Raw genomic sequence first — 580 nt, 5'->3', positions numbered from 1 at the left:
ATCGATGATCTACCAATCACAATCTGTCAGAGAACAATAAATATGAGTAGATCACCATTTTCTGATTATTCTTATCGAGCAGGATAGGAATCTTAGAGGAGGAAGAAGATGAAGTGGGTTTCAGTATGCCAAGTGGATGAAATTGAAGAGTATATGCCTAAATCTGTTGATGTCAGTGATATGAAGATCGGGATCTTTCAGGTGGGTGATCACTATTTTGCTATTGAAAATATTTGTCCCCATGCCTATGCGCTCTTAACGGAAGGATTTGTTGAAGATGGTACAGTTGAATGTCCTCTTCATGAAGCTATTTTTGATATTAAAACGGGTAATTTAGAGAGTGGGCCAGGATGCCGTAATTTATTGACCTATCCTGTAAAAGTAGAGGATGGGGCAATTTTGATCGCCCTTGAGCAGTAGAGCTCTATTAGGCCCCATTCTTAAAAGATTTTTATAAAAAAATCTCTATAAAAAAATATTGATAAAAAACGATTTGAAAAATTTTTCATTGTTTCATCATCAAAGCAATAAATCGTGATTAACCTCATAATTTAGAGTTCGATTTAAATTCGCTTTAACT

At 34.8% G+C, this 580-nt stretch carries 1 protein-coding gene; it reads left to right on the top strand.

What is annotated here, in order from left to right; all coding sequences use genetic code 11:
* Positions 1–108: 108 nt before the first annotated feature.
* Positions 109–420 (top strand): non-heme iron oxygenase ferredoxin subunit, encoded by a 312-nt coding sequence (locus FK530_RS27625; RefSeq protein ID WP_109201549.1) that lies wholly within the window; start codon positions 109–111, stop codon positions 418–420.
* Positions 421–580 lie beyond the last annotated feature (160 nt).

The sequence above is a fragment of the Tsukamurella conjunctivitidis genome (genome assembly GCF_007858475.1).
In the GTDB taxonomy this organism is placed as follows: Bacteria; Actinomycetota; Actinomycetes; order Mycobacteriales; family Mycobacteriaceae; genus Tsukamurella; species Tsukamurella conjunctivitidis.
The sequence above is the reverse complement of the archived record's forward strand: the minus strand, read 5'-3'. Positions and strand labels throughout refer to the sequence as shown.

Excerpts from the sequence above, each read along its gene's own strand:
- FK530_RS27625 (WP_109201549.1), top strand. The coding sequence starts at position 109 with ATGAAGTGGGTTTCAGTATGCCAAGTGGATGAAATTGAAGAGTATATG.